This window comes from Lentzea pudingi (assembly GCF_014646255.1).
Lineage (GTDB): Bacteria > Actinomycetota > Actinomycetes > Mycobacteriales > Pseudonocardiaceae > Lentzea > Lentzea pudingi.
The window spans coordinates 63,627-87,328 of record NZ_BMNC01000008.1 but is presented as its reverse complement, the minus strand read 5'-3'; the positions used below and the strand labels follow the sequence as shown (position 1 = coordinate 87,328).

The 23,702-nt window shown below is 69.4% G+C and carries 18 protein-coding genes; 16 read left to right on the top strand and 2 right to left on the bottom strand.

Annotated features, from left to right (window positions below):
* The first annotated feature begins 117 nt into the window (after positions 1-117).
* The 3 genes from IEY88_RS26915 (at position 118) to IEY88_RS26905 (ending at position 3,884) form a co-directional block, all read left to right on the top strand.
* Positions 118-849: a hypothetical protein gene (locus IEY88_RS26915; RefSeq protein WP_229693799.1), complete on the top strand. Its 732-nt coding sequence runs from the start codon at positions 118-120 to the stop codon at positions 847-849.
* A 155-nt stretch (positions 850-1,004) separates the two neighbouring features.
* A complete protein-coding gene (locus IEY88_RS26910) occupies positions 1,005-2,966 on the top strand; it encodes an RICIN domain-containing protein (protein ID WP_189157637.1) in 1,962 nt (653 codons plus the stop codon).
* 6 nt (positions 2,967-2,972) lie between these two features.
* Positions 2,973-3,884, top strand: a complete 912-nt coding sequence (locus IEY88_RS26905; protein ID WP_189157636.1) for a cellulose binding domain-containing protein — start codon at positions 2,973-2,975, stop codon at positions 3,882-3,884.
* On the opposite strand, the gene IEY88_RS26900 is transcribed toward IEY88_RS26905, so the two are convergent.
* On the bottom strand, positions 3,885-4,868 hold the full coding sequence (locus tag IEY88_RS26900) for a LacI family DNA-binding transcriptional regulator (RefSeq protein WP_189157635.1): 984 nt from the start codon (positions 4,866-4,868) through the stop codon (positions 3,885-3,887). It lies immediately after the preceding gene.
* A 74-nt stretch (positions 4,869-4,942) separates the two neighbouring features.
* Between IEY88_RS26900 and IEY88_RS26895 the strand changes: the two genes are divergently transcribed.
* From IEY88_RS26895 to IEY88_RS26865, 6 genes are all read left to right on the top strand, one after another.
* Complete coding sequence (locus IEY88_RS26895) at positions 4,943-6,115, top strand: MFS transporter (RefSeq protein ID WP_189157634.1); 1,173 nt, start codon at positions 4,943-4,945, stop codon at positions 6,113-6,115.
* Positions 6,116-6,521: 406 nt separating this feature from the next.
* Positions 6,522-8,699: a pectinesterase family protein gene (locus tag IEY88_RS44455; RefSeq protein ID WP_229693798.1), complete on the top strand. Its 2,178-nt coding sequence runs from the start codon at positions 6,522-6,524 to the stop codon at positions 8,697-8,699.
* The gene (locus tag IEY88_RS26880; protein ID WP_229693797.1) at positions 8,696-9,571 is read left to right on the top strand and encodes a carbohydrate ABC transporter permease; all 876 of its coding nucleotides are present in this window, start codon (positions 8,696-8,698) and stop codon (positions 9,569-9,571) included. Before IEY88_RS44455 ends, IEY88_RS26880 begins: the two co-directional genes overlap by 4 nt.
* Complete coding sequence (locus IEY88_RS26875; RefSeq protein WP_189157633.1) at positions 9,568-10,449, top strand: carbohydrate ABC transporter permease; 882 nt, start codon at positions 9,568-9,570, stop codon at positions 10,447-10,449. The genes IEY88_RS26880 and IEY88_RS26875 overlap by 4 nt, the downstream gene beginning before the upstream one ends.
* A gap of 8 nt (positions 10,450-10,457) precedes the next feature.
* Positions 10,458-11,726, top strand: a complete 1,269-nt coding sequence (locus IEY88_RS26870; protein ID WP_189157632.1) for an ABC transporter substrate-binding protein — start codon at positions 10,458-10,460, stop codon at positions 11,724-11,726.
* Positions 11,723-12,868, top strand: a complete 1,146-nt coding sequence (locus IEY88_RS26865) for an enolase C-terminal domain-like protein (protein ID WP_189157631.1) — start codon at positions 11,723-11,725, stop codon at positions 12,866-12,868. The genes IEY88_RS26870 and IEY88_RS26865 overlap by 4 nt, the downstream gene beginning before the upstream one ends.
* Before the next feature lie 33 nt (positions 12,869-12,901).
* Here the strand turns inward: IEY88_RS26865 and IEY88_RS26860 are convergent, their stop codons facing one another.
* The gene (locus IEY88_RS26860) at positions 12,902-13,666 is read right to left on the bottom strand and encodes a pectate lyase (protein ID WP_189157630.1); all 765 of its coding nucleotides are present in this window, start codon (positions 13,664-13,666) and stop codon (positions 12,902-12,904) included.
* 194 nt (positions 13,667-13,860) lie between these two features.
* On the opposite strand from IEY88_RS26860, the gene IEY88_RS26855 reads away from it, so the two are divergent.
* From IEY88_RS26855 to mmuM, 7 genes are all read left to right on the top strand, one after another.
* Positions 13,861-14,772: a pectate lyase family protein gene (locus IEY88_RS26855; RefSeq protein ID WP_229693796.1), complete on the top strand. Its 912-nt coding sequence runs from the start codon at positions 13,861-13,863 to the stop codon at positions 14,770-14,772.
* Positions 14,773-15,015: 243 nt separating this feature from the next.
* Entirely contained in the window at positions 15,016-17,892 is a 2,877-nt protein-coding gene (locus IEY88_RS26850; RefSeq protein ID WP_189157628.1) for a glycoside hydrolase family 48 protein, read from the top strand.
* Positions 17,893-17,903: 11 nt separating this feature from the next.
* On the top strand, positions 17,904-19,178 hold the full coding sequence (locus IEY88_RS26845; RefSeq protein ID WP_189157627.1) for a lytic polysaccharide monooxygenase: 1,275 nt from the start codon (positions 17,904-17,906) through the stop codon (positions 19,176-19,178).
* The gene (locus tag IEY88_RS26840) at positions 19,163-19,630 is read left to right on the top strand and encodes a hypothetical protein (protein WP_189157626.1); all 468 of its coding nucleotides are present in this window, start codon (positions 19,163-19,165) and stop codon (positions 19,628-19,630) included. The genes IEY88_RS26845 and IEY88_RS26840 overlap by 16 nt, the downstream gene beginning before the upstream one ends.
* Before the next feature lie 20 nt (positions 19,631-19,650).
* Entirely contained in the window at positions 19,651-21,387 is a 1,737-nt protein-coding gene (locus IEY88_RS26835) for a glycoside hydrolase family 6 protein (protein ID WP_189157625.1), read from the top strand.
* A 233-nt stretch (positions 21,388-21,620) separates the two neighbouring features.
* Positions 21,621-22,643, top strand: a complete 1,023-nt coding sequence (locus IEY88_RS26830; RefSeq protein WP_229693795.1) for a LacI family DNA-binding transcriptional regulator — start codon at positions 21,621-21,623, stop codon at positions 22,641-22,643.
* A gap of 142 nt (positions 22,644-22,785) precedes the next feature.
* Entirely contained in the window at positions 22,786-23,694 is a 909-nt protein-coding gene (gene mmuM, locus IEY88_RS26825; protein WP_268241267.1) for a homocysteine S-methyltransferase, read from the top strand.
* Positions 23,695-23,702 lie beyond the last annotated feature (8 nt).

Sequence of the window (23,702 nt, the reverse complement as noted above, 5' to 3'; positions counted from 1 at the left end):
AGTAGTTGAACCCTTCACTTTCCCGGTACGTATCCCGGTATGCCGGCAGAAAACGTCCCCTAGTCGTGAGGTTCGAACATGTCGAGAGCGCATGCACGACCGCAGCGGAGCAAGCGTGTGATCGTCGCCGGAGTGGCTGTCGCCGCGACGTTGACGGCGGTGACCGCGGCTGTCGCCTTCGCCGGTGGAGAGAGCGGGACCGGTGCGATCGCGTGCCCGCAGCCGGTCGTCCCGGCGGTGCCGGCCGCCGCGCAGGCGGAGGTGCAGCGGGAGCTCGCCAACCTGGACAAGCAGATGGCCGAGGCGAACAACCGGCTGCGCACGTCGGCCGGTGAAGGCGGGCCGAACTTCGTCCAGAACGCGATTCTCGGCCCGTTGAAGGACAAGCGGGTTGCGGCGCTGAACCGCATCGAGACCGCCATCGGCCGGGTTGCTGAGAAGCCGGAGGGCCTGGAGAGGTTCGCGACCTGCGGACTTGGTCAGGCGCCGCCCGTGGCCGCCCCACCGGCGACCTCGAAGCCGGCGTCGACCGGCTCCAACAATGGCACGGGCGGCACGGCGGCGGGCAGCTCGATCGCATGTCCCCAGCCGGTCGTTCCGGCGGCTCCGGCCGCCGCGCAGGCCGAGGTGCAGCGGGAGCTCGCCAACCTCGACAAGCAGATCGCCGAGGCGAACGAGAGGCTGCGCACCACGGTGGGTCAGGGCGGTCCGAACTTCGTGCAGAACGCGATTCTCGGTCCGTTGAAGGACAAGCGGGTTGCGGCGCTGAACCGCATCGAGACCGCCATCGGCCGCGTGGGGGCACGGCCCGAGGGACTGGAACGCTTCGCAACCTGCTCGCTCAAGTAGCTCTCCTCGGGGCTCGGGCGAGCGGGCCCGCCTCCTCGGGGGCGAGCGTCCCAGGGGTCCTGCCGGCGGTCGCGCCTCCGTCCGGCAGGACCTTGACTCCCCAGTAGGTTCTCGATAGATGTTAGCGTGAACATCGCGCGTTCAACGGAGAACCGATGACCAGACTTCTCGCTCTGCTCGCCGCTTCGGCGCTCACCCTCTCCACCGCGGCCCCTGCCACGGCCGCCGTCGAGGCCGTCACGGTGAGACCGGATCCGACCTACCAGCAGGAGCCGTTCCAGGGCTGGGGCACGAGCCTGGTGTGGTTCGCCAACGCCACCGGCGGTTACCCGGACGAGATCCGCGACCAGCTGGCGGAGCTGCTGTTCGGCGAGGAAGGGCTCAACCTCAACATCGCGCGGTACAACATCGGCGGCGGCAACGCGCCGGACGTTCCGCAGTACCTGCGCGCGGGCGCCGCGGTCCCCGGCTGGTGGAAGGCTCCGGCCGGCACCACCCGCGCGGACACCGACTGGTGGAAGCCGAACGACCCGCGCTTCTTCGACAAGGCGGCGGACCCGCGCCAGCGGTGGTGGGTGGACCGGATCAAGCAGGACGTGACCCGGTGGGAGTCGTTCAGCAACTCGCCGCCGTGGTTCCAGACCGTGAGCGGGTACGTGTCGGGCGGCTTCGACCCGAACGCGGACCAGCTGCGGGAGGACAGGATCGGCGACTTCGCCGCCTACCTCGCGCAGGCGACCGCGGAGCTGGAACGGGCCCACGGCATCAGGTTCGCCACGGTCGACCCGTTCAACGAGCCCAACACCTCGTACTGGCGCACGACCCTCGGCCCGGACGGCAACCCGACGGGCGGGCGGCAGGAAGGCGCTCACCTCGGCCCGGCCCTGCAGGCGAAGGTCGTGCCCGCGATGGCGCAGGCGTTGCGCGTCAACAAGCTCAAGGCCGCCGTCTCCGCGCCGGACGAGACCAACCCCGGCATCTTCGCCGACGACTGGGCGGGATACCCGGCCGCGGTGCGCGACCAGGTCGGCCAGTTGAACGTGCACACCTACGGCACGGGCCGGCGCACGTCCGCGCGGGACATCGCCAAGGGCTCGGACAAGCCGCTCTGGATGAGCGAGGTCGACGGGCACTGGGGCACCGGGCAGAGCTTCACCAGCATGGAACCCGGCCTCGGCATCGCCGAGCGCGTGATCGACGACCTGCGCGAGCTGGAACCCCGTGCCTGGCTGCTGTGGCAGGCCGTCGAGGACTACAACAACATGACGCCCGGCGCCGAGTCCCCGAACGGCATGAACTGGGGCGTCATCCAGATTCCGTTCAACTGCGGTGCCCAGGACACGCTCGCGACCTGTCCGGCGCGCGTCAACACGAAGTTCCACGCGCTGCGCAACTTCACGCACTTCGTGAAGCCCGGTGACCGTCTGATCAAGGTGAACACCACCACCGACGTGGCCGCGGTGCGCAACACCGAGCTGAAGTCGGTGGTGCACCTGAACAAGAGCGACCAGGCGCAGTCCGTGACGCTGGACCTGTCGTCGTTCGCCTCGGTGCGGCCGGGCGCGTCCGTCCGTCCGATCGTGACCGACCAGTACGGCGCGTTGATGAAGGGCGCGGCCGTGCGTGTGAAGGACCGCAAGGCAACGCTGTCCGTGCCGCCCAAGTCGGTCACCACGTTCGAGGTGAACGGCGTCAGCGGGGTGAACCGCGCGGCCGCCCTCGGCGGGGAGCACCGGCTCACCGGTGTGCAGAGCGGCAAGTCCCTCGCGCCCTCGGGCACCTCGCTCGTCCAGCGCACCACCGACCCGGCCGCGGCGAACCAGGTGTGGCGTCTGGAGCGCAGGACGGGTGGCTATGACAACCGCGCCCAGTTCTCCGTCGTGAACAAGGCCACCGGCCAGCGGATCGCGGCCGACGGCGGCAACGTCGTGCTGACCTCGTCCGACGGTCCGTCCGCGCGGTGGGTCCTGTCGTCCACCGGGGACGGCACGTGGACGTTCGTCAACGCGCGGAACGGAAGCTTGCTCGACGTCGCCGGAGAGTCGCGTGAGGACGGTGCCCGGATCGGGCTGTACCACGCGACTTCGGGCCCCAACCAACGCTGGTCCCTGGGATAGATGTTGATGCGCAAGCACTTGCTGGTGGCCCTGGTCCTGCTCACCGGAGCGTGCACGGCGGGGCCACCGGCGCCGGCACCCTCTCCCCGCACGCCCTGGAAACCGCCCTCCCTGATCAACCAGGAGGTGCGGTCCCAGGACGTGTTGCACTTCGTGCGCGACGTCGTCGACAGCAGGACCGTCGAGCTGGCCGACGGCACGAAGGCACGCATCGCCCAGCTGGCATCGCCGGGGGAGTGCTGGGCCGGGAGCGCGCTCACGTTCGCCAGGACGACCTTGCTGGCCAGCGCGGTCCGCATCAGCCCGGTCCTGTCCGGTGACGTGAACCTGGCGCTGGAGGACGGGACGGACTACGCGTTGCTCGCGGTGCGGCAGGGCGTGCTGCGGCCGGAAGGGGTCGACGGAGGGGCGCTCATCACCGCCGAGTCCGAGGCCGCGGCGGCGCGCAAGGGCCTGTGGGGTCCGCCGTGCGACGGTTCCGCCGCCGCACGCCCGACCACGACGACGATCGTGCCGGTGCCCACGACGGTTCCGCCGCCGCCGCCACCTCGCCCCACGACCACCGTGCCACCGCCGTCGGCACCGGCGCCGCCCACGCGGACCTGTGCCGTCGCCTACCGCGTCACCGGTCAGTGGCCGGGAGGCTTCCAGGCGAACGTGAGCGTGCGCAACACCGGTCCTACGGCCGTCGAGGGCTGGTCGTTGCGGTGGGGTTTCGCGAACGGGCAGACCGTCACGGAGATGTGGAACGCGAGGGTGCGGCAGTCCGGCGCGACCGTCACGGCCGTCAACGCCGACTACAACCCGCGAATCGCGCCCGGCGATTCGGTGACGATCGGTTTCAACGGCTCGGTGCGCGGTGCGAACTCCGTTCCCGGCGCGTTCACGTTCAACGGCCAGTCCTGTTCGATCGAATGATCAGGCGCTGTCGCGGACGACGAGCGCGGAGGGGTAGAAGGTCGCCCCGGAGGTGTCGCGACGGTCGAGGACCGCCCGCGCCGCCGCCGCGGCGATCTCCTCGACGGGGTGCGTGCTCGTCGTGAGCCCCGGCCGGCTCAGTCCCGCGAACGTGATGTCGTCGAACCCGGCGACCGCCACGTCGCCCGGCACCCGCACGCCCAGCGCGTGCAGTCCGTCGAGGACACCGAGCGCGGTGAGGTCGCTGAGCGCGAACACCGCGTCGGTGTCCGGCCACCGCGCCATGATCTCGATGGCGGCCTTGGCGCCCCTGATCGCCGTGAAGTCGCCTGGAACGACCCTGGGCTCGCCGCCGCTGTCGTGCAGGACCTTCCGGTAGGCCTCGACGGCCCGGTCGCCGCACGGCAGCCAGGACGGTCCGGTGACCATCGCGATGCGGCTCCGGCCGCTGCGCACGAGGTGCCGCACGACGCCGTCGGTGCCGGAGCGGTTGTCGACGTCGAACGACGGCACGTGCCTCGTGCCGACCCCGACCGCGGCGACCCGTCCGCGCAGGGAGCGCGGCACGGTGTCCAGCGCGGGACGCGTCGGGTTCACCACCACGAGGCCCCCGAGCCCGCGGCCGTCGGCGAGCCGGGCGAGTGAACCGGGATCGTGCAAGGGCAACCAGTGCAGGGAGACGCCGACCTCGCGTTCGGCCGCGACGTGCGCCGCCGAGGTCAGCACGCGGCCGACGTAGGGATCGTCGAGCACGGCGGCGGTGTGGCCGATGACGGCGATGGCGAGGCGCGTGCCGGTGCGGGTGACCAGCGCGCGGGCGGAGGCGTCCGGCACGTAGCCGAGCGCGGCCACCGCGGCGGTGACCCTGTCCCTGGAGTGTTGTGATGCCGGGCCCTGTCCCGTGACAACACGTGAGGCGGTGGCCCGGGACACGCCCGCGGCCCGTGCCACGTCGTCCAGCGTGGCGGTGTGTTCTGCCGTCATCACGACAGTATTGCGGTGGAAGCGCTTCCATGTGTGGGGTAAGACTTTCAGTATCGAGAAAGGGAGGGACCGGGATGTCGGTCACGGTGCCGCGCAGTCAGGTCCGAGCCGCCGCAGCGGGGGTCGCGGTGACCTTCGGACTGAACGGCGTGGCCGTGGCGACCTGGTTCGCCCGGGTCCCCGCCGCTCGCGACGCCCTCGGCCTGACACCGGGCGCGCTGGGGTTGCTGCTGTTGTCGATGTCGGCGGGCGCGTGCCTGGCGATGCTCACCGCGGGCGAGGTCACGCACCGCCTCAGGCCACGCCGGACGGTGGCCGTGTCCGCCGTGACCGTCGCGGTGGGACTCGCGGTCGCCGGTGTCGGCATCGGCGCGCACCCGTCGGCCGTGCTGACGGCGATCGGGATCTTCACGCTCGGCTACGGCTCCGGCCTGTGCGACGTGGCGATGAACGTCGAGGCCGCCGAGGTGGAACGCGCACTCGGCAAGACGGTGATGCCGCGCTTCCACGCCATGTGGAGCCTCGGCACCGTCGCCGCCGCGGGCCTCGCGTCCCTGGTGGCGTGGGCCGTGCTGCCGGTCACCGCACACCTGGGCGCGGTGGCAGCGGTGGTCGCCGTGGGCACGCTGTTCGCGTCCCGCACGTACCAGCTGGCGGGCGAGGCCGAACACGGTCGCGGCAGCGGCGTCATGGCCGCGTGGCGCGAGCCCCGCACGTTGCTGATCGGACTCCTCGTGCTCGTGCTGGCGTTCACCGAGGGCACCGCGAACGACTGGGTGGCGGTCGCGTTCATCGACGGCTACACCCTCGACCCGGCACTGGGCGCGATCGTGTTCGGCGTGTTCGTCACGACGATGACGTTCGGCCGCATCTTCGGCACCATCGCGCTCGACCGCTGGGGCCGCGTGCCGGCGATCCTCGTCTCGATGGTGCTCGCGGCGTCCGGCGTGACGCTGGCGGTGTTCGCCGGGTCTCCCGCGGTGGCGATCGCGGGCGTGGCGGTGTGGGGATTGGGGACGGCGCTCGGGTTCCCGGTCGGGATGAGCGCCGCCGCCGACGATCCCGCGAAGGCAGCGGCCCGGGTGAGCGTGGTGGCGGTCATCGGGTACACCGCGTTCCTCGCCGGGCCGCCGCTCGTGGGGTTCCTGGGGAACGAGGTGGGGGTGCTGCGGGCCCTGCTGGTCGTGCCGCTGTTGCTGCTGCCCGCGCTGGCGCTCGTGCCGATGCTGAAGCCGCCGAAGGGTTGAGCTTCGTGACTGGCCGGCTCGGTGCCGCGATAGCGCGGCACCGAGCCGGCTGGTCGCGAGCGTCGATCTGCTGTTCGGCTCCGCGACCCGGCAAGCGCGGCGCGGTCATCACCGCCTGACTGATTCCTGGCGTGGTCCACGCCGAACTGCAGCCGTAGTGGCTCGCCCCGGAGGAACTCGCGCCACGGTTGATGGCGCGACTGCGGGACCTGGGCGCCCGAACGATCTGACCGGCGATCTCCGGTTCCGCGCATTCGACGGTATTCGACTCGAATAGTCGTCGAATACCGTCGCGACTCATCGAATGAATTCACTTCGTTGACGCATGGCGAACACATTCGTATTCTCGGTTCACGATCGTGGACGGTGTTCAAGAATGTGAATCCTTTCTGAAGGGTATTCCGTCATGCGGCTTTTCGTTGGCGCGCTGGCTTTCGCCTGCGCGGTTACCGGGGCGGTCCCGGCTCACGCCGGTCACGACCCGGCGCGGCAGGTGCTGGCCGCGGGGGACGGCTGGGCGTCGGCCGGGCCCGGCACGACCGGGGGAGCGGCGGCGCCCGCCTCGCACGTGCACGAGGTGCGCACGCGGGCCGAGCTCGTCGCGGCGCTCGCGGCGCCGGGGCCGCGGATCGTCAAGGTCAGGGGTGTGATCGACGCGAACACCGGTGCGGACGGGAAACCGTTGCGCTGCAGCGACTACGCGGTCGACGGGTACACGCTGGAGGGCTATCTCGCGGCCTACGACCCCGCGGTGTGGGGGTGGGAGCGTGAACCAGAAGGTGCGCTCGAGGACGCTCGGGTGGCGTCGGCGAAGAAGCAGGAGGCGACGATCGCGCTCACCGTGCCGGCGGACACCACGATCATCGGCGTCGGGCGCGGGGCCGGGATCACCGGCGGCAGCCTGCGGATCCACAACAGCGGCAACGTGATCGTGCGCAACCTGACCTTCCGCGACACCCGCGACTGCTTCCCCCAGTGGGATCCCACGGACAACAGTCCCGGTTCGCCGCCCGGCAACTGGAACTCGCTCTACGACTCCGTGTCGGTCCAGCGGTCGGCGCACGTGTGGGTCGACCACAGCACGTTCACCGACGAGCCGAACGTCGACAGCACCCAGCCGCTCCACTTCGGACGGCCTTACCAGGTGCACGACGGCCAGCTCGACATCACGAACGGGTCCGACCTCGTCACGGTGTCCCGCAACGTCTTCGCCGAGCACGGCAAGACCATGCTGATCGGCTCGTCGAACAGCTCGACCACCGATCCCGGCAAGCTGCGGGTCTCGGTGCACCACAACGTCTTCCGCAACGTGCTCGAACGCGCGCCACGGGTGCGGTTCGGCCAGGTGCACGTCTACAACAACCTCTACGAGGGCACCCCCACCTACAGCTGGGGCGTGGGCGTCAAGTCGCAGATCTACGCCCAGAACAACTACATCAAGGGCATCGCGCCCGAGAAGATCGTCTACAACTGGGGCGGCACGGCGATCACCGACACCGGCAACCTGGTCGACGGCCGGCCGGTCAGCCTGGTGAACGCTCACAACGCGGCCAACCCCGGCAAGGAGCTCGGGACCGACGCCGGGTGGACACCGACGCTGAACCGGGGCCTGGAGCCCGCGCACCGCGTCAAGCACCTTGACGCAGGTGCACAACCGGCAGGGCGCCACCTCGTCGTGGGGCAGGGGTTCGCGACCGTGCAGGCCGCGATCGACGCTGCCTCGGCCGGAGCGGTGATCACGTTGCCCAAGGGCGTCTACCGGGAGGTCGTGAAGATCCCCCAGAGCAAGGCGAACCTCACGCTCAGGGGCGCCACCGGGCGTGCGCAGGACGTCGTGATCGACTACGACAACGCCAGCGGCACGAAGAAGCCCGACGGCACGACGTACGGCACGACGAGCAGCGCCACGGCCACCATCGCCGCGGACGGGTTCACCGCGCGCGACCTCACCTTCCGCAACTCCTTCGACCGCGCGCGGCACCCGGAGATCACGGCGACCCAGGCCGTCGCGGTGAAGGCCACCGGCGACAGGGCGTTCTTCGACCGCGTGCGGTTCGAAGGCCACCAGGACACCCTGTACGCCGACACGCCGTCCACCACGACGCGGTCACGTCAGTACTACCGGGACTGCGCCATCACTGGTGACGTCGACTTCCTCTTCGGCCGGGCGACGGCGGTCTTCGAACGGGCGACCATCACCGCGTTGAACCGCGGCCAGAACCCCAACGGGTACGTGACGGCGGCCAGCACCCGCAAGGACAACCCGCACGGCTTCCTCATCGTCGACTCGAAGATCCGCAGCGACGCTCCCGCGGGCACGTACTTCCTCGGCAGGCCGTGGCACCCCGGCGGCGACCCGGACGCGATCGCCCAGGTCGTCATCCGCGACACCGAGCTCCCGGCCGCGATCAAGAGCGCGCCGTGGACCGACATGTCCGGCTTCCCGTGGCGTGGCGCCAGGTTCGCGGAGTACCGCAACACCGGCCCCGGCGCGGGCACCGGGCCGGACCGTCCGCAGCTCACCGCGGACCAGGCGCGCAACCACACCAAGGCCGCCTACCTGAGCGGGTGGAACCCCGCGTGAGGACCCGCACCTGGGCGCCCTACGCCCTGATCGCCCCGACGCTCGTGCTGATGGGGGTGTTCCTGGTCTACCCGATCGCCAGCGTCGGGTGGTTCAGCCTCTGCCAGCACACCGTCACGCAACCGTGGAAGAACGGTTTCATCGGGTTCGAGAACTTCCGGCGGATGCTGTTCGAGGACGAGCTGTTCTGGCAGAGCCTCGCGTTCAGCGCCAAGTGGGTCGTGGTCGAGGTCGGACTGCAGCTGGTGCTGGGACTCGTCCTCGCGCTGATCGTCAACGAGACGTTCATCGGCCGCGCTTTGGCCAGGGCACTGGTCTTCTCGCCGTGGGCGGTGTCCGGCGTGCTCACCACCGGCATCTGGATCCTGCTCTACAACCCGTCGACGGGCATCTTCCAGCAGCTCGCCCAGTGGGGCATCGGCGATCCCGGCACGTCGGTGCTCGGCGACCCGGCGACGGTGTTCCCCGCGACCGTCGTCACCGAGCTGTGGCGAGGGGTGCCGTTCTTCGCGATCCTGCTGCTCGCCGACCTGCAGACCATCCCCGGCGACCTGTACGAGGCCGCGTCGGTCGACGGTGCCGGGCGGTGGCGCAGGTTCGTCAGCGTCACCCTGCCGCACCTGCGCGACGCGATCGTGCTGTCCACGTTGCTGCGAGCGGTGTGGGAGTTCAACAACGTCGACCTCATCTACACGCTCACCGGCGGCGGACCGGCGAACCAGACGACCACCCTGCCGTTGTACGTGGCGCGCAAAGCCGTGGACTCGCACGACTTCGGCTACGGATCCGCGCTGACGATGGCCGGCTTCGTGATCCTGCTGTTCTTCTCGATCCTCTACCTGAGGGTGTCCAAGTTCGGGAGCCGGGCATGACCCAGACGCTGACTCGCCCGAAGACGGTCGTGCCGCCACCTCCGGCACCACCTCGGCGCAAGAAGCACCGCGACCCGAGCCGGTACTTCCGGCTGCACCTCCCGCTGGTGCTCTACCTGCTGTTCACGCTGATCCCGTTCTACTGGATGGTCGTCTTCGCCGTCCGGCCCGCGGGGGAGACCTCGCTCGTGCCGTGGCCGATCACGTTCGAGCACTTCGACACCGTGTGGAACGGCGTCGGGTTCGGGTTGTTCTTCCAGAACAGCCTGATCATCGGGGTCGGCACGCTGATCACCGTCACCGTGTTCGCGCTCATGGGCGGCTACGCGCTGGCGCGCTTCAAGTTCCGCGGCCAGAAGGTCTTCCTGCTGGCGTTGCTGTGCACGCAGTTCATCCCCGGCGCGATGATGCTGATCCCGCTGTTCGTGATCTTCAAGTCCGCCGGGCTGCTGAACAGCCTGACCGGACTGGTGATCGCGGACACCGCGTTCCAGCTGCCGCTCGCGCTGATCCTGATGAGCGGGTTCGTGCGCAACGTCCCGATCGAGCTCGAAGAGGCCGCGATGGTCGACGGCTGCTCGCGGTTGCGCGCGTTCTTCGCCGTGACGCTGCCGCAGCTGGTTCCGGCGATCGTGGCCGTCGGGTCGTTCGCGTTCATCGGTGCCTGGAACAACTTCCTGTTCGCGCTGATGTTCGCGAGCAGGCAGGACAAGTTCACGCTGCCGGTCGGGCTGAGCTACGCGCTGGGGGAGTTCAACACCGACTTCGGGGCGCTCGCGGCGGGTGGCGTCATCGCCGCCGTGCCGGTCGTGCTGGTTTTCGCTGTCGTGCAGCGGTTCCTCGTGCAGGGACTGAGCGCGGGCGCTGTCAAGGGATGAGGGAGAGCATGAAGAGACTGCTGGTCGCGCTCGCACTGGTGGTGAGCGCGTGTTCCGCGACGCCGGACGGCCCGACGACGATCACGTTCTGGGACAACAACGGCGGCCCCGGCCGCACGCCGATCTACCAGGAGCTGATCAGGCGGTTCGAGGCGGCGAACCCCGACGTCAAGATCGCCTACGTGGGCGTTCCGAGCTCGTCGGTGCAGCAGAAGTACGACACGGCCATCGCCGGCGGGTCCACGCCGGACGTCGGTGGCGTGACGACGTCCTACCTCGCGCACCTCGTCGGGCAGGACGCTCTCGAACCGGCCGACGAGCGGGTCGAGAGCGGTGAGCTCAAGGGCAAGCTGCTCACCAGCCTGCTGGAGACCGTGCGGCAGACCGCGCCCGACGGCAAGCTCTACGCCGTTCCCGCGTCGGGCAACATGGACGTGATCTGGTACCGGTCCGACCGGTTCGAGGAGAACAAGATCCCGGAGCCGACGACCTGGGACGAACTGGCGCAGGCGGCCGCCAAGCTGACCAAGCCCGCGGCCAACCAGTACGGCTTCACGATCCGCGGCGGCGCCGGATCGGTCTTCCAGCTGCTGTCCGAGGCCTACTCCTACTCCGGCGTCGAGAAGTTCTACGACGGCGGCAAGAGCACCGTCGCCGACCCGCGCAACGCCGAGCTCGTGCGCAAGGTCGCGGAGCTGTACAAGAAGGCCACGCCCGAGGCCGACGTGAACAACAACTACACGCAGATGGTCGCGCAGTTCACCGGTGGCACGGTGGCGATGATGCACCACAACCTCGGCTCGACCGCGGACGTGATGAAGGCACTCGGCCCGGAACGCGTCAGCGCCATGCCGTTGCCCAAGGGCCCGTCCGGCAAGCGGGCCGTGGTGCCGAACCCGACCGACGGTTTCGCGGTGTTCAAGGGCTCGAAGAACCGGGACGCGGCCTGGAAGTTCGTCGACTTCCTGGTCTCGGCGGAGAGCAACGGCTACTGGAACGAGAAGGTCGGCCAGATCCCGGCGAACACCGACGTGCGCGGCGCCGAGTGGATCCAGAAGAACCCGGCCGTGAAGATGGCGCTCGGGGTGCTGGAGGACCCGGCCACCGTGCTGGTGCCCGCGCCGGTCTACCTGCCGGAGTACTCGTCGATCACCAAGACCGACACCGAACCGCTGTACCAGAAGGTGTTGCTGGGCCAGATGTCCGCGCAGGAGTTCCTCGACCAGCTCGCGGCCAAGCTCACCACCGCCCAGCAGGACTGGGAGAAGCGCAAATGATCGAACGGGTGGTGGTGCGGACGTTCAAGACCACGGCGGCCACGTCCGTCGACCCCGAGGGGCACCGGCACCCGGCGCCCGAGCACGAGGTGGTCGAGGCGCTGCTGGAGGTCACCGACACCGACGGCGTCACCGGGTACTGCCAGGTGCAGCCGGACCAGGTGCGACCGGCCGTGCTGGACAAGCACGTGCGGCCGGTGCTGCTCGGCCAGGACCCGTGGGACCGCGAACGGTTGTGGCGCCTGCTTGCCCGGCGCCAGCGCGGCTCGCAAGGCGGGTTCACCGACCGGGCGCTCGGGTTTGTTGACCAGGCGTTGTGGGACCTCGTGGCACGCCGCGTGGACCTGCCGGCTTGGAAACTCGCGGGTGGCGCTCGTGACCGGATTCCCGCTTATGCCAGCACGATGTGCGGTGACACCGACGGCCTCGCCACTCCGGCCGACTACGGGGACTTCGCGAAGCACCTCGTGTCGGTCGGCTACCGGGCGATCAAGCTCCACACGTGGATGCCGCCCATTCCTGGCGCGCCGAGCGTCTCCCGTGACATCGAAGCGTGCCGGGCGGTGCGGGAGGCGGTGGGGCCGGACGTCGCGCTGATGCTCGACGCGAGCCACTGGTACTCCCGCACCGAGGCCTTGCGGCTCGGCAGGGCGTTGCAGGAGCTGGACTTCTACTGGTTCGAGGAACCGATGGAGGAGGCGTCGATCAGCTCCTACCGGTGGCTCGCGGAGCAGCTGGACATCCCGGTGATCGGCCCGGAGGTCGCGTGGGGCAAGCACTTCACCCGCGCCGAGTGGATCACGTCCGGCGCGTGCGACGTCCTGCGGGCGGGACCTGCGGGCAGCGGTGGCATCACGCCGGTGCTCAAGACCGTGCACCTCGCGGAGTCGTTCAACATGGACTGCGAGATCCACGGCAACGGGTCGGCCAGCCTGACCGTGCTCGGCGCGACGGACGCGGGCCGGTGGTACGAACGAGGTCTGCTGCACCCGCACGTGGACTTCGACCGGGTTCCGCCACACCGGAACGCCATCGCCGATCCGCTGGACGAGAACGGGTTCGTGACGTTGCCGCGGATTCCCGGAATCGGGGACGACTGGAATTTCGAACACATCGGAGTTCACACTCTTGAAGTGTGGTGAGAAATGCCCCGGCCAGCGGCCGGGGCATTTCATCTACTTGTAGGTGATGTCCGAGGACTTGAACAGGCAGTTCGTGCTGTCCGCCCCGGAACCGATTTTCTTCGGTTCACCGCTGGTGACACCCTGGTACTTGTCGCACACGGAGATCTTCTTGCTGCTGTCCCCGACGATCGTGATCCTCGAGAAACGCGCCGTGTCGCCGTAGTTCGTGTTGATGCCGACCAGCGTCTTGCCGGGGGAGAACGCGGTGACGTTCTCCAGCACGACGTTCCTCTTGTGCTGCGTCTTGCAGTTGCCGCAGGACCGGTAGAGCTTGCCGAAGTCGTCCACCTGGAAGTTGCGGATGACCATCGTGCCGGGCCCGTTGTGCTGGAAGACCTTGTCCGACGCCTTGCGCGCGCCGCCACCGCTGATGGTCATGGTCTGCGACGACGACGTGCCCTTGAACGTGGCCGCGTCCTCGCCGACGTCCTCCCACCACACGTTGGTGAGCGTGCAGGTGCCGAGGCAGTGGACGCCGTCCGCGGCCGGCGAGCCGAGCACGACGTTCTTCAGCGTCGCGCCGTCGGCCAGCTGGAAGATCGGATCCTGGCCCTCGTTCTGGCCTCCGGAACCGAGGTTGCCGGTGCCGTAGAACCGTTGCATGCCGCCGTCGTAACCGCTCGATCCGACCTTGATGGTCGCACTGACCGGTTTCGATCCGGACGGGGTGGGAAAGGTGCTGCCCGCAGCCTGTGCCTGAGGTGCGAGAAAGGCGGCCAGTGCGGCGGCCAACACCAGTGGTGTCAGTTTCTTCATGTGCGCTCCGCTTGCAGGGGGATGCGCGGCGGTAATTCAATCGTAGAGCGGTGGTCTATTCTGTCAACTCGTTTCGATTGTTCGATTCGAATATCATCGAAATGGTTGACCGTTCTGTCCGGTCCTGGTTGTGTGAGACGTACCGCCGCTCACCGATTTTGGGAGAGCGAGTAATGATTCCAAAACGCGCAGCATTGATTTCTGCCGCCGCGCTGGTCCTCGGCGCGGTGTCCGTTCCCCAGGCGGCCGCGGCCCCGTTCGGGCTGGTCGGCTGGGCCACTCAGGGAGGTGGCACGACGGGTGGTGGTAGCGCCACGCCGGTCACGGTCACCACGGCGTCCGCGTTCGTCGCGGCCGCGAAGGCGTCGGGCGCGGCGGTGATCCGGGTGTCCGGCACCATCTCGCTGCCGAGCATGACGAAGGTCGCCTCGAACAAGACCATCGAGGGTGTCGGCTCGAGCTCGACGATCACCGGGCAGGGTCTCAACATCGCCAACGCCTCCAACGTGATCGTGCGCAACCTCAACTTCAGGAGTTGGGGCGACGACGCGGTCAACGTGCAGTACTCCACCCGTGTGTGGATCGACCACAACACCTTCTCCAACGGCTACGACGGTGCGCTCGACGTCAAGCGGGCCTCCGACTACGTCACGGTGTCGTGGAACAAGTTCACCAGCCACAACAAGACGATGCTGCTGGGCCACAGCGACGGCAACGGCTCGGAGGATCGCGGCAAGCTCCGGGTGACCTACCACCACAACTGGTTCGACGGAACGCAGCAGCGCCACCCGCGCGTGCGGTTCGGCAACCCGGTGCACGTCTACAACAACTATTACGGCGGTGTGACCGACTACGGCGTCGCGTCGACCGTCGAGGGCGGGGTCCTGGTCGAGGGCAACTACTTCGAGAACACCCAGGACCCGTTCCACCGCGGTGAGGGCAGTTCACCCGGTGGGTCGCTCGTGGCGCGTAACAACCACTTCGTCAACTCGGGAACGGGTGACCAGGGCGGCTCCGTGAAGAGCGTGCCCTACTCCTACCCGCTCGACAGCGCGAGCAGCGTGAAGAGCGTGGTCACCGCTGGTGCGGGCGCCGGCCGAGGCTGACGAGACCAGGGGGCGTCCGAAGTGGCGTGGGCGCCCCCATCCTCGTCTGGGACCGCTCCCAGGATTCCACTCGAAGAGAGCAGTAAGAGGAACCGGTAGCGCAACGCCCGTTGTGTCATCAGGCCTAGCGGGCAGGGCCACAAGGCACAACACCGGCTGCACCGGCGGCCACTTGGCCGATGTGGCCCACGTTACAGTGCCGTGAACTCTGGGAGCGCTCCCAGTTGTCGAGAGGGCGGCGGCATGACTCGACGAAAAGTGGCGTTGACGGTTGCGGCGGTGGTGTTGGTCGGCGGAACTCCCGCCGTCGCGGCACCGCTCGCGGTGGCCTGCACCGTCACCTACCAGATCACCAACGAGTGGAACACCGGATTCGGCGCGGCCGTGTCGATCCGCAACGACGGGGAGGCACTCAACGGCTGGAACCTGACCTGGACGTTCCCGGACGGCCAGCGCGTCACCCAGGGCTGGAGCGGCAACTTCACGCAGACCGGCGCGGCCGTGACCGTGACCAACCCGCCCTGGGCGCCTTCGCTGCCCTCCGGCGGCACGGCACAGGTCGGCTTCAACGGCAGCAAGGGCTCTGCGAACCGGCCCCCGACGGACTTCGCCGTCAACGGCGTGTCCTGCACCGGGCCCAACCAGTCGCCGTCCGTGGCACTGACGGCACCGACGAGCGGCAGCAGCTACACCCTGCCCGCGACAATCCCCCTGGCGGCGACCGCGCAGGACACCGACGGCACGGTGGCCAAGGTCGACTTCTACGCCGGTGACACGCTCGTCGCGACCGACACCAGCGCGCCGTACACCGGCACGTGGACGTCGGCTCCGGCGGGCGACCACAGCATCACCGCGCGGGCGACGGACAACCGCGGCGCCACCACGGCCTCGGCACCGGCCGCGGTCAAGGTGCTGTCCGGACCGGCGGTGGTGGCCTCGCCGAGCACGGTCTCGGTCAAGCAGGGCCAGTCGGCGACGTTCGACGTCTCCCTGGCCACGGCACCGAGCCAGCCCGTCACGGTCACGATCGGCCGCAGCGGCAGCACCGACCTGACCGCGACCCCGGCGACGCTCACGTTCTCCGGCACCGCGAAGCAGACGGTGACGGTGGCGTCGGCGAACAACGGCGGTGCGCTCGGCACGGCGACGTTCACGGCCTCGGCCACCGGGTACAGCCCGGCGAGCGTGACGGTCAACGAGATCGACCCGTCCACTTCGGACTTCAACAAGGCGTTCCTCGACCAGTACAACAAGATCAAGGATCCGGCGAGCGGCTACTTCCGCAAGTTCGGCGACCTGCTCGTGCCCTACCACTCGGTCGAGACGCTGATGGTGGAGGCACCGGACCACGGTCACCAGACCACGTCCGAGGCGTTCAGCTACTACCTGTGGCTGGAGGCGAGCTACGGCCGCGTCACCGGTGACTGGGCGCCGTTCAAGTCCGCGTTCGCGTCGATGGAGAAGTACATCATCCCCGCGAAGGCCGACCAGCCGACGAACGACAAGTACGACCCGTCGAAGCCGGCGACCTACGCACCGGAACACCCGAGGATGGACGCGTACCCGTCGACGTTGGACGGCACCGTCCCCGTGGGCCAGGACCCGATCGCGGCCGAGCTCAAGTCCGCGTACGGCAACTCGGACGTCTACGGCATGCACTGGCTGATCGACGTCGACAACACCTACGGCTTCGGCCGGTGCGGTGACGGCACGACGGCACCCGCGTACATCAACACCTACCAGCGCGGCTCGTCGGAGTCGGTGTGGGAGACCATCCCGCAGCCCTCGTGCGACACGTTCAAGCACGGCGGTCCCAACGGCTTCCTGGACCTGTTCACGAAGGACTCGTCCTACGCCAAGCAGTGGAAGTACACCAACGCGCCGGACGCGGACGCCCGCGTGGTGCAGGTGGCGCTGCTGGCCCAGCAGTGGGCGACGGCGCAGGGCAAGGCCGGTGACATCTCCAGCGAGATCGGCAAGTCCGCGAAGATGGGCGACTACCTGCGGTACGCCATGTTCGACAAGTACTTCAAGCGCATCGGCAACTGCAGCAGCCCGACGTCGTGCCCCGGCGCGACCGGCAAGAACAGCGCGCACTACCTGATGTCCTGGTACTACGCCTGGGGCGGCGCGACCGACACGTCGGCCGGCTGGGCGTGGCGCATCGGTGACGGTGCCTCGCACCAGGGCTACCAGAACCCGCTGGCAGCGCACGCTCTCGCGAACGTGCCCGCGCTCAAGCCGTTGTCCGCCACCGGGCAGCAGGACTGGGCCACGTCGCTGAACCGGCAGCTGGAGATGCTGCAGTGGCTGCAGTCGGCCGACGGCGGTCTCGCCGGCGGCGTGACGAACAGCTGGGAGGGCCAGTACGCGGCGCCTCCCTCGGGTACGCCGACGTTCTACGGCATGTACTACGACGCCCACCCGGTGTGGCGCGACCCGCCGAGCAACCGGTGGTTCGGCTTCCAGGTGTGGGGGATCGAGCGCACGGCCGCGCTGTACCGGCTGACCGGCGACGCGCGTGCCAAGAAGATCCTCGACAAGTGGGTGCCGTGGGCGATCGCGAACACCACGACCGGCACGAACTTCCAGATCCCCGCGGACCTCGAGTGGTCGGGAGCGCCGGACACGTGGAACGCCACCAACCCCGGCGCGAACGCGAACCTGCGGGTCCGGGTGCTCAACCGCAACCAGGACGTCGGCATCGCGGCGTCGTACGCCAAGGTGCTGCTGAACTACGCGGCCCGGTCGGGCAACGCCTCGGCCAAGACCACGGGTGAGGCACTGCTGACGTCCCTGCTGTCGCACCAGGACAGCCTCGGCATCGCGACCCCGGAGACCCGCGCGGACTACAACCGGTTCGACGACGTCTACAACACCTCCACCGCGGAAGGCCCGTACGTGCCACCGGGCTGGACCGGGAAGATGCCCAACGGTGACCAGATCGGTCAGGGCTCTTCGTTCCTGTCGATGCGCTCGATGTTCCGCAACGACCCGCAGTGGCCGAAGGTGCAGTCCTATCTGGACGGTGGGCCCGCACCGACGTTCACCTACCACCGGTTCTGGGCGCAAGCCGAGATCGCCACGGCGTTCTCCCTGCACGCCGAGATCTACGGGTGAGGAGTCCCGAGATGAAGAAACGCATAGCGCTCCTGGCTGTCGCAGCCGCGGTCGGTGCCGTTCTCGTGCACACCGGCGGCACGGCGGTCGCGCACGGGTCGATGGTCTGGCCCGGCAGCCGCACCTACCTCTGCTACGAGGACGGCCGCGCGGGCGGCGGTGGCGGCGACCTGAACCCGACCAACCCGGCGTGCGCCGCGGCCGTGGCCCAGGGCGGGAAGCAACCGCTGTGGGACTGGTTCGGCAACCTGATCAGCAACGCCGCCGGACGCCACCGGGAGATCATCCCGGACGGCAACCTGTGCGGTCCCACCACGAAGTACTCCGCCTACAACCTGACGCGCGCCGACTGGCCCACGACCCAGGTGCAGGCGAACAGCCAGGTCACGTTCCGGTACAACGCGTGGGCGCCGCACCCCGGCACGTGGGAGCAGTACGTCACCAAGGACGGCTTCGACGTGACGAAGCCGCTCAAGTGGTCCGACCTCGAGCCGGCACCGTTCGACAAGGTGACGAACCCGCCGCTGGCAGGCGGCGAGTACGCCTGGCAGGCCAGGCTGCCCAACAAGTCCGGCCGGCACGTCATCTACTCGCTGTGGCAGCGCTCGGACAGCCCCGAGGCGTTCTACAGCTGCTCGGACGTCGTGTTCGGGGGTGGCACCGGCACGCCGGACACCACCGCGCCGTCGGCGCCGGGCACCCCGGTCGCCTCGGGCGTCACCGGCAGTTCGGTGAAGCTCGACTGGAGTGCCTCCACGGACAACGTGGGCGTGTCGGCCTACCGCGTCTACAGCGGCGGCCAGGTCGTCGCCACGTCCTCCACGAACTCGGTGACGGTGACCGGCCTGAGCGCGGACACCTCGTACTCGTTCACGGTGGTGGCGGCGGACTCCGCGGGCAACGCCTCGGCGGCGTCGCCGGGCGTCACGGTCAGAACCTCGACCGGTGGCGGAACCCCCACGGGTTCCTGCACGGTGGCGTACACGAGGCCGAGCACGTGGAACGGCGGGTACACGGCGAACGTGTCGGTGTCGAACACGGGCACCAGTGCGATCAGCGCGTGGCAGCTCGTGTGGGCGTTCCCGTCCGGGCAGCAGCTGTCGCAGGCCTGGTCGTCGACCGTCACGGTCGCGAGCGGGCAGGCCACGGCGAAGGGCGTGTCGTACAACGCGGACATCCCGGCCGGCGGCTCGGTGTCGTTCGGGTTCAACGCCACGTCGACGTCGACGCCTCCGGCTGACCCGACGTCCTTCACGCTCAACGGATCCGCGTGCGCCATCCGGTGACGAGGGCCCTGGTCGCCCTCCTGGTGGTGGGTTCGGTCGCGTTCGCCCTCCTCGTCGGGCGCGCCGAACCCACCCCAGACCTCAGCAGGGGCGTCGACGGCATCGGCGCGTGGCTGCACGCGCTGACCGACGAGTGCGCGACCGTCGAGCGGGGTGACGACTTCACCGGTTTCGCCGGTCCGGTGCGGTCGAAGGTCTACGCGCCGTTCATCGCGGAGTGGGGGACCTGCGCCAAGCCGCCCTACGAGCGGCTCGGGCTGCTGGTCCTGAAGCCGGGCCTGGAACAGGCCTGGCGGACGGCGCTCGCGAACGGCGAGGTCCGGGGCGACCCGGACCTCGCCTTCGGGGACGGCTTCGCCCTCACCGGCTCGATCGGCATGGAGTACATCGGGCTGAAGAGACTCGAGTGCACGCCTGCGGCGTGTTCGCTCATTGAGATCAAGCACCATTGAGAGACAGGAGATCCGGAGCGATGAAGCTCAACGGACAGAGGCGGTGGGCTGCGGCGGGAGTCGTGGTCGCCACCGTCGTGGCGACGCTCGGGGTGGCCATGAGCGCACCCGCGGGCGCCGCACCCGGCTGCCGTGTGGACTACACGGCGAACCCTTGGGGCGGCGGCGGTTTCGGTGCCGCGGTGAAGGTCACCAACCTCGGTGACGCCATCTCGGGCGGCTGGACGCTGAAGTTCACCCTCTCCGGCAGCCAGCGCGTGGCACAGGGCTGGAGCGCGAACTGGACCCAGTCCGGCCAGAACGTGACCGCGACGAGCTTGTCGTGGAACGGCAACCTGGGCACCGGCGCGTCCACCGACCTCGGTTTCAACGGCAGCAACGCCGCGAGCGGTGACGCCAACCCGGCTTCGTTCACGTTGAACGGCACGGTCTGCACCGGTGGCACGGTGCCGACCAGCACGACGACGACCACCACGACCACGACGTCCAACGACCCCGGGCCGGGCAACCGCGTCGACAACCCGTACGTCGGCGCCAAGCAGTACGTCAACCCCGACTGGTCCGCGAAGGCGAGCGCGGAGGCCGGCGGCAGCCGCATCGCGAACCAGCCGACCGGCGTGTGGATGGACCGCATCGCGGCGATCACCGGGACCACGGGTGCCCGCGGACTGGCCGCGCACCTCGACGAGGCGGTGCGCCAGGCGGCGGGCTCACCACTCGTCATCCAGCTGGTGATCTACAACCTGCCCGGTCGCGACTGCTCGGCGCTCGCTTCCAACGGTGAGCTGAAGGCGACCGAGATCGACCGCTACAAGACCGAGTACATCGACCCGATCGCGGCGATTCTCGCCCGGCCGGCGTACTCGGGCCTGCGCATCGTCACCACGGTGGAGATCGACTCCCTGCCGAACCTGATCACGAACGTCTCACCGCGCCCGACCGCCGTGCCGGCGTGCGACGTGATGAAGGCGAACGGGAACTACGTCACCGGTGTCGGCTACGCGCTCGCGAAGCTGGGCGCCGTGCCGAACGTCTACAACTACCTGGACATCGGTCACCACGGCTGGATCGGCTGGGACGACAACTTCGGCGCGACGGCGGACCTGTTGTTCCAGGCGGCGAACGCGTCCGGCAGCACGAAGGCGAACGTGCAGGGCTTCATCGCCAACACGGCGAACTACGGCGCGTTGAAGGAGCCGTACTTCAAGATCGAGGACTCGGTGAACGGCACGTCGGTGCGCCAGTCGAAGTGGGTGGACTGGAACCGCTACGTCGACGAGCTGTCCTACGCCCAGGCGTTCCGGCAGCGGGCCGTCCAGGCGGGCTTCGACTCGAACGTCGGCATGCTGATCGACACCAGCCGCAACGGCTGGGGTGGCAGCGCCCGTCCGGCGGGTCCCGGCCCGACGACGAGCGTCGACGCCTACGTCAACGGCGGCAAGCTGGACCGGCGAATCCACCTCGGCAACTGGTGCAACCAGTCGGGAGCCGGTCTCGGCGAGCGCCCCAAGGCGGCGCCGGAGTCCGGGATCGACGCCTACGTCTGGATGAAGCCGCCGGGTGAGTCCGACGGCGCGAGCGAGGAGATCCCGAACAACGAGGGCAAGGGCGCGGACAAGATGTGCGACCCGACCTACACCGGCAACGTGCGCAACGGCAACAGCATGTCCGGTGCGCTCGGGGACGCCCCGTTGTCCGGGCACTGGTTCTCGGCACAGTTCCAGGAGCTCATGCGGAACGCCTACCCGGCGCTCTGACCTGAGGATGTGAACGTGCTCATGCGGCCGGTTCCTCGTTTGGGGCCGCGCCGCATGGGCACGCTCTTCCTGCCTGGTCTCATTTTCTGTCCGGCAAGCTTCCAGACGGTGCGGAATTCGTCTGGACCACCAGAAAAGCGCAATGTTAACGCACACATAACTCTTGATGTCATCAGAAGGTGCTCCCTATGGTGTCCACACGCTCACTGAGCGCAAGCGCGAGAGGAGGCTGTGTGGTCACCATCGCGGACGTCGCAAGGCACGCCGGGGTCGCCCCGAGCACGGTCTCCTACGTCCTCACGGGCAAGCGGTCGATCTCCGCGGACACGAAGTCGAGGGTCCGCGACAGCATCAGGGCGCTGGGCTACCAGCCGCACGCCTCCGACCGCGCCACGTCGGCGGGCCGGACGAACGTGATCGGGCTGGTCCTCCCGTTGCGCGCCGGAACCCACCTGCCCGCGGTGATGCGCTTCGTCACGGCGGCGGTGACGACCGCGCGCCGCTACGACATGGACCTGTTGCTGCTGACCGCGGACGACGGCGCGGCGGGTCTGCGCCGGGCCGCGAACAGCGCCCAGGTCGACGGGTTCCTCGTCATGGACGTGGAGATGGACGACGACCGCGTGCCGCTGCTGCGGCAGCTGACCAAGCCGTCCGTCCTCATCGGACACCCGGCGGCCGCGCGCGGCCTCACCTGCGTGGACCTCGACTTCGAGGCCGCGGGCGCGAAGTGCGTCGACCACCTGGCGGACCTCGGCCACCGCTCCATCGGTTTCCTGGGCGCGCCGAGCGCGGTCTACCGGCGCGGCACCGGTTTCGCCCACCGCACCATGAACGGGTTCAGCGCTGCCGCCATGCGCAGGGGAGTCGCCGCGACGGCGCTGTCCGTCGAGGGCGACCACGACTCGGTGCTCAGGGCGACCAAGGCCCTGATCCGCGCCCACCCGTCGCTGACGGCGCTGGTGGTGCACAACGAGGCCGCGCTCGGCTGGATCACCACCTGCCTGCGCGCGGCGGGCCGCCAGGTGCCCGGTGACGTCGCCGTGGTCGCGATCTGCCCGGACGAACTGGCCGAGCAGACCTCACCGCTGCTCACCTCGGTGCGGCTGCCGGCGGAGGAGCTCGGCCGGCACGCCGTCGACCTGCTCGTCGCGAAGCTCGAGGGGAAGCAGGCACCACCCCTGATGTTGTTGCCGCCCCGGCTGTCCCGCCGGGCGAGCACCCCGGACCCGGCCGCTCACCGCGGTACGGCCTGACCGGGCGGCCGCCGGGACCGCGTCCGCGCGTGTGGACATGCGGCGCACACACGCGGACGTCCCCGGCCGCCGTCCCTGGAGGAGTGCGCGATCTGTGACTGTCGCGCACTCCTCCTCCCTTTTCGGGCCATAGACTCGCCGGGTGGAACTGGCAGAAGCTCTGACGCGCGAGGTGGTCGTGCTCGACGGCGGGATGTCGACGGCTCTGGAACAGGCCGGGCACGACCTTTCTGACGAGCTGTGGTCCGCACGGTTGTTGCTCACCGACCCGGACGCCGTGCGCGCAGCCCACCTCGCCTTCTACCGCGCGGGGGCCTCGGTCGCCATCACCGCGAGCTACCAGGTGAGCTTCGCCGGCTTCGCGCGCCACGGCATCGGTGACGACGAGACCGCGCGCCTGTTGCGCGGAAGCGTCGAGCTCGCCCGCTCGGCTTCGTCCGAAGTGGAGGGACAGCGCTGGGTGGCGGCGTCGGTCGGACCGTACGGGGCCGTGCTGGCGGACGGCTCGGAGTACCGGGGCCGGTACGGCCTGCCGAGGCAGGACCTCGTGGACTTCCACCGCCGCCGGCTCGAGACCCTGTGCTCGGCCGATCCGGACGTGCTCGCCGTCGAGACGATCCCGGACGTCGACGAGGCCGAGGCGGTGCTGGACGTGGTGCGGGGCAGCGGCGTGCCCGCGTGGCTCTCCTACAGCATCCGAGGTGACCGGACCTGCGCGGGCCAGCCGCTGGAGGAGGCGTTCGCCGTCGTGTCCGGTGTGGACGAGGTGATCGCGGTCGGGGTGAACTGCTGTGCGCCGCAGGACGTGGCGCAGGCGGTCGCCGTGGCGCGCCGGGTGACCGGGCTGCCGGTCGTCGTGTACCCGAACAGCGGTGAGACCTGGGACGCGCGGCAGCGGTCGTGGACCGGGGACGGCATCGGGATCGCGGAGTCCGCGGGGGAGTGGGCCGACGCCGGTGCCCGGCTGGTGGGCGGGTGCTGCCGAACCGGTCCCGAGGCGATCGCGGTGCTGGCGAAGGGGCTGGAGAACCGTCCGTCCGGCGGTGTCTGAGCTTGTAG

Bases quoted from the DNA above. Each gene is read 5' to 3' on its own strand.
- IEY88_RS26910 (WP_189157637.1), top strand. From the start codon at position 1,005: ATGACCAGACTTCTCGCTCTGCTCGCCGCTTCGGCGCTCACCCTCTCC.
- IEY88_RS26905 (WP_189157636.1), top strand. From the start codon at position 2,973: ATGCGCAAGCACTTGCTGGTGGCCCTGGTCCTGCTCACCGGAGCGTGC.
- IEY88_RS26900 (WP_189157635.1), bottom strand. From the start codon at position 4,868: ATGACGGCAGAACACACCGCCACGCTGGACGACGTGGCACGGGCCGCG.
- IEY88_RS26895 (WP_189157634.1), top strand. From the start codon at position 4,943: ATGTCGGTCACGGTGCCGCGCAGTCAGGTCCGAGCCGCCGCAGCGGGG.
- IEY88_RS44455 (WP_229693798.1), top strand. From the start codon at position 6,522: ATGCGGCTTTTCGTTGGCGCGCTGGCTTTCGCCTGCGCGGTTACCGGG.
- IEY88_RS26875 (WP_189157633.1), top strand. From the start codon at position 9,568: ATGACCCAGACGCTGACTCGCCCGAAGACGGTCGTGCCGCCACCTCCG.
- IEY88_RS26870 (WP_189157632.1), top strand. From the start codon at position 10,458: ATGAAGAGACTGCTGGTCGCGCTCGCACTGGTGGTGAGCGCGTGTTCC.
- IEY88_RS26865 (WP_189157631.1), top strand. From the start codon at position 11,723: ATGATCGAACGGGTGGTGGTGCGGACGTTCAAGACCACGGCGGCCACG.
- IEY88_RS26860 (WP_189157630.1), bottom strand. From the start codon at position 13,666: ATGAAGAAACTGACACCACTGGTGTTGGCCGCCGCACTGGCCGCCTTT.
- IEY88_RS26850 (WP_189157628.1), top strand. From the start codon at position 15,016: ATGACTCGACGAAAAGTGGCGTTGACGGTTGCGGCGGTGGTGTTGGTC.
- IEY88_RS26845 (WP_189157627.1), top strand. From the start codon at position 17,904: ATGAAGAAACGCATAGCGCTCCTGGCTGTCGCAGCCGCGGTCGGTGCC.
- IEY88_RS26835 (WP_189157625.1), top strand. From the start codon at position 19,651: ATGAAGCTCAACGGACAGAGGCGGTGGGCTGCGGCGGGAGTCGTGGTC.